Genomic DNA, 7,721 nt, shown 5'->3' on the forward strand with positions numbered 1-7,721 from the left:
GCCCCCGACGCCGCCTTCCGATCACCGGAGGGTGGGCGGGGTGTCGACGCCCAGAGCGCGGAGGCGGTCGAGGTAGACCTCGACGTTCCCGAGCTTGACGGACTCGTAGCCGCGGACCAGATCCGGGAGCCCGGCGATCTCGGTCGCGCGGTCGTACGTCTCGGGGGACAGGCCGGCGGCCAGTGCCCGCACCGTCGCGGTGTAGTGGCCGAGCAGGGCCCGCTCCACCTTGCGGACGTGTGCGTACCCGAACGGGTCGAGCCGGGTGCCGCGGAGCACCTTGCCCTTCGCCAGAACCTTCAGCGCCGCATGGGACTTCGGTCCGAGGCCGATCTTCCTGGTCCGGCCCAGTGCCCGCAACGCCGGCGGGTGCAGCCGGTAGGTGAGGTTCGCGCCGCCCGGCACCTGCGACTGCACGTCGGCGACGAAGTCGGGGTCGACCAGCAGCCGCGCCACCTCGTACTCGTCCTTGTACGCGGTGAACTTGTACAGGCCCTGAGCGACCGCTTCGCTGAACCCGGTGCGGTCGGTGACGGAGCGCTCCGCCTCCCACACCGCCTGCACCGTGTCGACGTAGCGACGTGCGACCTTCTCCGACTGGAAGTCGACGAGCCGGCCCGCGCGGATCTCCACCAGCCGCCGCACCTCGCCGTCGAAGGTGGTGCCCGACAGCAGGTGTGCGGGGACGGGACGCGGTGCGGTGCCCGGCCGCTGCGCGGCGGACCGGAAGGCGTCCGGGTCCGCGATCGCGACGCGGCCCCACCGGAACGCGGCGACGTTCGCGTCGACCGCGACCCCGTTGATGCGGATGGCCTCCTCGATCGCGTCGGCGGGCAGTCGCAGCCCGCCGGACTGGAAGGCGGCGCCGATCAGCAGGAAGTTCGCGGCGGCGGTGCTGCCGAACAACTCCTGTGCGGCGGCCAGCGCGTCGAACGACTCCAGGGTCCGGGACACCGCGCCGAGCCGGGTGAGCAGGTCCTGCTCGTCCGGGTAGGAGACCGACTTGTCGTAGACCATGTCGCCGGTCGGGGTGTGGCTGGTCGACGCGACGGCGGCGGTCCGTTCCGGGCTGCCGAATCCGAGGTTCTTCGGGTCGGTCGCGGTGAGAAGGTCGAACGCGATGATCGCGTCGGCCGCGCCCGGGGTGAGCCGGTTGGACGGCTCGAGAGCGCCGGTGGAGAAGCGGAGGTGGGAGACGACAGGTCCGGCCTTCTGGCTCAACCCGATCTGGTCGAGGGACTCGACCTCGAAGCCGGCGCGCAGCGCGGCGGTCGCGAGCACCTGGTTCACGGTGACGATGCCGGTGCCGCCGATACCGGCGAGGAAGACGTTCTGGGTGCCGGTCACGCCGCCGGTGACCGGGTCGGCGACCGTCGGCGGCTGCAGACGAACCTTCCTGCGGGACTTGCCCCCACCCGGCACCTGCTCGACGGTGACGAACGAGGGACAGTCGCCGTCCGTGCACGTGTAGTCGGTGTTGCACGAGGTCTGGTCGATCCGGGTCTTGCGGCCGAACTCGGTGTCGACCGGTTGCACGGACAGGCAGTTCGACTTGGTGCCGCAGTCGCCGCAGCCCTCGCACACCGCCTCGTTGATCACGACCCGTGTCGTGCGGGCCGGCAGGGTGCCGCGCTTGCGCTGACGGCGTGCGTCGGCCGCACAGTGCTGGTCGTAGATGAGGACGGTGACCCCCTCGATCTCACGCAGCAGCCGCTGCGCCTCGTCCAGCCGGTCGCGGTGCCACAGCACGGTGCCCTTGGCGAGCTGTTTCCTGTTGTGCCGCTGGGGTTCGTCGGCGCAGATGACGATCTTCTTGACGCCCTCGGTGGTCAGCTTGTGCGTGAGCTGCGCGACTGTGAGCATGCCCTCGGCGTCCTGGGCGCCGGTCATCGCCACGACCTCGTTGTAGAGCAGCTTGTAGGTGATGTTCACACCGGCGGCGACGCAGGCCTGCACGGCGAGCTGACCGGAGTGGAAGAAGGTGCCGTCGCCGACGTTCTGGAACAGATGCGGAATGCTCGTGAACGGGGCCTGGCCGATCCACTGGCTGCCCTCGCCACCCATCTGGGTCAGCCCCGTGACCCGGCTGTCGTCGCGGTGCGAGATGGTGACCATGGTGTGGCAGCCGATGCCGCCGCCGCCGACGGATCCTTCCGGCAGTGCGGTCGAGCGGTTGTGGGGGCAGCCGCTGCAGAAGTAGGGGGTTCGCTTGGTGGGCAGCACGTCGAGCGAAAGCGCCGGGGGCAGCGGCTTCTTCAACTCCACGACGTCGCGCAGCACCCGGCGCAGGGGACCGAGCAGTCGGCCGGCGGTCAGTTCGCCGTCGACGGGCGTCAGCGGGCGTCCGGCCGCGTCGCGCTTGCCCAGGATCTGCGGGGCGTGGTCGGTGCCGTAGAGGATCTCGCGGATCTGGGTCTCGACGAACGCGGTCTTGTCCTCGATCACCACGAGTCGCTCCAACCCGGCGGCGAACTCACGGACCCGGTCGGGGCCGAGCGGAGTCGGCATCCCGATGCGCAACAGCCGGATTCCGGCGCGGTGCATCGCCTGGTCGTCGACACCCAGGTCCAGCAGGCCCTGACGGAGAGCGTCGAACGTGGTTCCGGTGGCGGCGAAGCCGATCCGGGCGCCACGCGGGTCCACCTCGATCACGTCGAGGTGGTTGGCGGCGCCGTACGCGCGGACGATTTCGGCGCGGGGACCGTACAGGTCCGCCTCGGCGATCACGCTGTCGGTCGGGACCGCCATCGGCCGTTGCAGGTAGGTGAACGGCATTCCCTCCCACTCGATCTCGGGGACGGTGATGTCGAGGTCGGAGACCGAACCGTCGAGGGTCCAGGCGCCGTCGGCGAGATCCGCGACGATCTTCAGGGCGACGACGCACCCGGACGCCCGGGACAGTGCGATGGCGTGCATGCCCATCCGGACGACCTCGGCGGCGTTGCGCGGGAACAGGACCGGGATGCCGAGGGCGGCGAGGGAGCGCTCGCTGACGGCGGGCACCGTCGACGACTTCGACGCCGGATCGTCCCCGACGAGCAGCAGCATGCCGCCGCGGGGGCTGACGCCGTACATGTTCGCGTGCCGCAACGCGTCGGTCGCGCGGTCGACGCCGGGGCCCTTGCCGTACCAGACGCCGACCACGCCGTCGTGCGTCGCCGTTCCGCCGAACGCGGTCAGGTCCGCCTGACTGCCCCACACCGACGTCGCGGCGAGTTCCTCGTTGAGCCCGGGAACGAACGTGATGTCGTGTTCGGTGAGCACGGTCGGCATCCCGTGGAGCATCCGGTCGACGCCGCCGAGCGGGCTGCCCTGGTATCCGGAGACGAACGTCGCGACCCGGTGTCCGGCACGCAGGTCGCGGACGTGCTGTTCGACGAGCAGGCGGGCGATGGCCTGCACGCCGGTGACGAGGACGGGGCCGGTACCGGGGCGGTAGCGGTCGTCGAGGTCGTACGGGGTCGCGACGGAGGTGGTCGGGCGATCGGCGAGTTCGGTCATGGCGGTCACCTTTGCTGGTCGCGGTAGCGTTGCCGGGCGAAACACGGTCGTTCGGTGCAGCAAATGATTCGCGCGGGTGCCGAGAGCGTCAACACTCAAGGAAACAGCGTGACACCATGATCAGTTGTGGCGTGCATCACCAATGGGAGGTCAGCATCGTGATCAGTATCGACAAGCTCGACGCGGCACTACTGGAACAACTCACCGCAGACCCGCGTGCGCAGATCATGGATCTGGCCACGCGACTCGGCGTCGCCCGCAACACGATCGCCTCGCGAATGCGCCGGCTCGAGGAGTCCGGGGTGGTCACCGGCTACCGGCCCGAGGTCGACCTGTCCGCGCTCGGTCTGCCGGTCCAGGCGTTCGTCGGGGCGGAGACCGTGCAGGGTCGTCTGCAGGCCGTCGTGGAGGATCTGCGCAGGATCCCCGAGGTGCTCGAGGTGCACACGACCACCGGCCGCGAGGACCTGTTGATCCGGATCGCGGCGCCCTCGCACGAGGAACTGCTGCACGTTCTGGAGGGCATCCTCGGCGTCGACGGTGTCGCGCACACGTCGACGACGCTGGCCCTGACCACTCCGATCAAGTTCCGCACCCAACCGCTGATCGACCACCTCACCCGTGAGGCCGGGCACGGACGATCGGCGGCCGCACAGCGGGAGGAGTGAACCGCCGGCAGGTCAGCCGGCGGCGTTCCGTGCCCGGTGCTCCAGTTCCACGGGTGTCCGGCGAAAACTTCCCCGCCCCAACACGATCGGCTCCTCTTCCGGCGTCGGTGAGGTCGCGATCCGATCCAGGGTCTGCGTGCGGTAGGGGTCGGCGAGGTGGCTGAGGTCGACTCCCGCGCGGATACCGTACCGGTCGTCGCACGCCCGGGCGTCGTACGCGCACTGCGCGCGCACCGGGCAGTTCACACACAGGGTGGCGATCCGTTCCGTCGTCTCCCGCGAGGCACGACTCTCCGGGAACCACCATTTCTCGGGTGTGGACACGCAGTGCCGATCGGGGTGCCGGTACCAGGACTCCCGGTCCCGCCGCCGGTTCGCCTCGGACCCGCCCGGTTCCGTCTGCACGAAAGCTCTCCTCTTCGCATCTGGGTGCGCCCCGAGCGGAGGTCCGAGGCGGCTTTCCCACTGTGCGTCACACGGCCGGGTCGTCGACAGGGTCGAACGTCCCTTTCCCGAGCGTTCGACCGCCGGTCGGTGACGGCAGCCGCGCGGCCTATCGTGGTGGCATGACCGTCTCCGCCGCCACGCCCGTGGAGACCGTGCACCGCAGCGACCGGCCGCTGCTGCTGGCCGCCTCACTCTCCCCCCTCGGCCGCGGCCGCGGCGATCCGTGTCACCGGGTGACGCCGGACGGCGCGTTGTGGCGGACCTCCCTGCTGCCGTCCGGCCCGGTCACGTACCGCCTGGTGCAGCAGGACGCGACGTCGGTGCGTTGCCTGGCGTGGGGTGCCGGCGCCGCCGCGTTCACCGCGACCCTGCCGGACCTGCTCGGGGAGACCGACGTCGCGTCCGGGTTCGCGCCGCTGCATCCGAAGCTGGTCGAAGCGCACCGGCGGTTGCCGGGACTGCGCATCCCGCGCACGGGCCGGGTGTTCGAGGCGCTGGTGCCCGCGATCCTCGAGCAGAAGGTGCACGGCATCGCGGCCCGCGCCTCCTGGCGGCGGCTCGTCACCGCGTACGGTGCGCCCGCGCCGGGCCCGGCGCCCGTCGGGATGCGGGTGCCGCCGCCCGCCGAGGTGTGGCGACGCGTCCCGTCCTGGGAGTTCCACCGCGCCGGTGTCGACCCGAAGCGGTCGCGGACGATCGTCACCGCCGCGGCCGTCGCCGACCGCCTCGAGCTGACGGTGACGATGACGGCAGCCGACGCCGCCCGCCGGCTGCAGGCGGTGCCGGGGATCGGCCCGTGGACCGCGGCCGAGACGGCGCAACGCGCCCTCGGCGACGCCGACGCGCTGTCCGTCGGCGACTTCCACCTCGCCGCGGTCGTCGGGTGGTCGCTGCTCGGTCGACCGCTGGACGATCCGGGCATGGTCGAGTACCTCGAGCCGATGCGACCGCACCGGCACTTCGTCGTGCGCCTGCTCGAGGTCAGCGGGCAGGCCGTCAAACCGAAGTTCGGTCCTCGCACCGCGGTCACCGACCATCGCCGGCGCTGACGCGCCAGTGGTGCACTTTCGGACGTCGCGCCGTCCACAAGTGCACCACTGCCTAGGGTGCCTGCAGCAGCGCGACGGCCGTGCTGACGAGTTCGCTCCGTAGGTCCTCGAGGGACTGCGGCGGCTCGTCCTCGCGTTCCCAGGCGGCGAGCGTGGCGATCACGAACCGCGACATCAACGCGACGCGCCGGGTGCGCGCGCCGGGCGGCAGCTGGGTGAGGGCGTCCGCGAGGTCCGTGAACAGGCTGTGGAGGGCCAGCACCGACTCGGTGTGTGGTTGCGCGGCTGCGGATTCCGCATCCAGGTCGAAGAAGTCGAGCCGCACGGTCGCGAGCCACTGCTCCGAGAAGCGGGCCCAGTAGCTCGGTCGGTTTCGGGCGATTTCGCCGACGAGGGGGTCGATGTAGGCGCGCACCATCGTGGGCAGGTCGAGCGGCCCCCGGGTCCGGGCCTCGGCGAGGAACGCGGCGCGGGCGGCGTTCGTCGGGGCGGTGTGCAGTTCCCACACGGCGATCAGGAGGTTGTCCCAGGACCCGAAGTGATAGGCGACGGCCGAGTTGTTCCGGTGTCCGGCGGCCTTGACGACCTCGCTGGCCCGCACACCGTGCAGGCCCTTCTCGGCCACGAGGCGCTCGGCCGCGTGAACCAGGGTGGTTCGCCCCCTTGACGACTGTGTCTGCGCCACGGTAATAAGAAACCCTTCTTACTGCTTTCCGAGGTGTGTCCCTCGCCCCCGTCCGGAGGTTTGCCGAATGAGTCCGATCCGTACTGCTTCAACCGTCCGCATGATAGGGGGCCTCGCCGTCGCCGTGATCGCCGTGGCCGGTTGCTCGTCCGGTCCGCAGGCGGAGTCGAGGTCGGTTCCGAATGCCGGTGACGTGCTGTCGAACGTGCCGCTGACGAATGCCGCGGTGCTGCCCAGCGCGGCCCGCGCCGAGCTGATCACCTACGCGTCGGAGAACGGTGACGGCCGGCCGATCGTGGTGTCGGGGACGGTGGCGATCCCGCCCGGCGAGGCGCCGGAGGGTGGCTGGCCGGTGCTCAGCTGGGCACACGGGACCACCGGAATCGCCGACACCTGCGCGCCGTCGGGGGACACTGTGGACGGGGCCGTCCACGACTACGTCGGCGGTGTCACCGCCACCCTCGACCAGTGGGTGCAGCGGGGATACGTGGTAGTCCAGACCGACTACGAGGGCATGGGCACACCCGGCGACCACACCTACCTCGACGCGACCTCGGAGTCGAACGTGCTCAACGACATCGTCCGGGCCGCAAGACAACTCGACCCCGACGTCGGTGAGGAGTGGTTCGTCGGGGGTCACAGTCAGGGCGGTGCGGCGGCCGTCGGTGCGTCCGAGTTGGCGGTCGACCGGGCGCCCGAGCTGTCGCTGCTCGGCGCGATCGCGGTCGCTCCGGGCAGCGGCCTGAGTCAGACGCCCGCCTACGTCAAGTCCGGGAACCCGGCGGTCGCGCCTGCCCTGGCCTTCCTGCCCCTCACGCTGCTCGGCGCCGCGGCCTCGGATCCGGCCGTCGTGCCGGACGAGATCGTCACCGCCGAGGCGGCACCGCTGATGACGGCCGCTCGGCGTGGCTGCATCGCCGACATCCGCGCCGCGATCCCGTCCGTGCCCGTGGACCGGGTGATCCGCCCCGAGGCCGACCTCGGGCCGTGGACGGACTACCTGGCCGCGCAGGAGCCGGCCAACGCCGCGCCGAAGGTGCCGCTGCTCGTCGCGCAGGGAACCGCGGATCAGCTCGTCACGCCCGCGGCCACCGACGTCGTCGTGAAAGCACTGTGCGGCAAGGATGCCCGCGTCGACCTGCGCACCTACGACGGCGCCGACCATCGCGCAGTGGTGCAGGCCTCCCTGGCCGACGCGCAGGACTTCGCCGCCGCCCTGCGGAACGGTGAGGAGCCTGCCACCGCCTGCTGACGCAGTGGTGGGGGGGGGGGGGGGGCGGCCGGCCAGCCCTCGCCCCCCCGGGGGGCGGCCCCCGCGGCGGGGGGGGGGGGGGCCCCGCGGGGGGGGCGGGGGGGGGTGGGGGGGGGGGC

Annotated in this window: 6 protein-coding genes; 3 read left to right on the forward strand and 3 right to left on the reverse strand. The window is 71.5% G+C overall.

From position 1 onward, the window contains the following. Nucleotides 1-21: 21 nt before the first annotated feature. Complete coding sequence (locus tag ACFYVR_RS08500) at nucleotides 22-3,501, reverse strand: indolepyruvate ferredoxin oxidoreductase family protein (protein WP_387471645.1); 3,480 nt, start codon at nucleotides 3,499-3,501, stop codon at nucleotides 22-24. A 158-nt stretch (nucleotides 3,502-3,659) separates the two neighbouring features. Between ACFYVR_RS08500 and ACFYVR_RS08505 the strand changes: the two genes are divergently transcribed. Further along, entirely contained in the window at nucleotides 3,660-4,169 is a 510-nt protein-coding gene (locus tag ACFYVR_RS08505; protein WP_387471647.1) for an Lrp/AsnC family transcriptional regulator, read from the forward strand. Between the two features lie 12 nt (nucleotides 4,170-4,181). On the opposite strand, the gene ACFYVR_RS08510 is transcribed toward ACFYVR_RS08505, so the two are convergent. Continuing rightward, on the reverse strand, nucleotides 4,182-4,574 hold the full coding sequence (locus ACFYVR_RS08510; protein ID WP_387471649.1) for a WhiB family transcriptional regulator: 393 nt from the start codon (nucleotides 4,572-4,574) through the stop codon (nucleotides 4,182-4,184). 161 nt (nucleotides 4,575-4,735) lie between these two features. Here ACFYVR_RS08510 and ACFYVR_RS08515 point away from each other — a divergent pair, with 161 nt between their 5' ends. After that, nucleotides 4,736-5,665, forward strand: coding sequence for a DNA-3-methyladenine glycosylase family protein (locus ACFYVR_RS08515; protein ID WP_387471651.1), 930 nt, complete (start codon nucleotides 4,736-4,738; stop codon nucleotides 5,663-5,665). Nucleotides 5,666-5,717: 52 nt separating this feature from the next. Here ACFYVR_RS08515 and ACFYVR_RS08520 read toward each other — a convergent pair whose 3' ends face one another. Continuing rightward, complete coding sequence (locus tag ACFYVR_RS08520; protein ID WP_387471653.1) at nucleotides 5,718-6,350, reverse strand: TetR/AcrR family transcriptional regulator; 633 nt, start codon at nucleotides 6,348-6,350, stop codon at nucleotides 5,718-5,720. Nucleotides 6,351-6,450: 100 nt separating this feature from the next. On the opposite strand from ACFYVR_RS08520, the gene ACFYVR_RS08525 reads away from it, so the two are divergent. Then, nucleotides 6,451-7,602, forward strand: a complete 1,152-nt coding sequence (locus ACFYVR_RS08525; RefSeq protein WP_387471656.1) for an alpha/beta hydrolase family protein — start codon at nucleotides 6,451-6,453, stop codon at nucleotides 7,600-7,602. Nucleotides 7,603-7,721: the final 119 nt, after the last annotated feature.

The organism is Rhodococcus sp. NPDC003318 (genome assembly GCF_042879035.1).
Lineage (GTDB): Bacteria > Actinomycetota > Actinomycetes > Mycobacteriales > Mycobacteriaceae > Rhodococcus_G.

What these genes read in the sequence shown, in the direction of transcription:
- ACFYVR_RS08500 (WP_387471645.1), bottom strand. Translation starts at nt 3,501, where the DNA reads ATGACCGAACTCGCCGATCGCCCGACCACCTCCGTCGCGACCCCGTAC.
- ACFYVR_RS08515 (WP_387471651.1), top strand. Translation starts at nt 4,736, where the DNA reads ATGACCGTCTCCGCCGCCACGCCCGTGGAGACCGTGCACCGCAGCGAC.
- ACFYVR_RS08525 (WP_387471656.1), top strand. Translation starts at nt 6,451, where the DNA reads ATGATAGGGGGCCTCGCCGTCGCCGTGATCGCCGTGGCCGGTTGCTCG.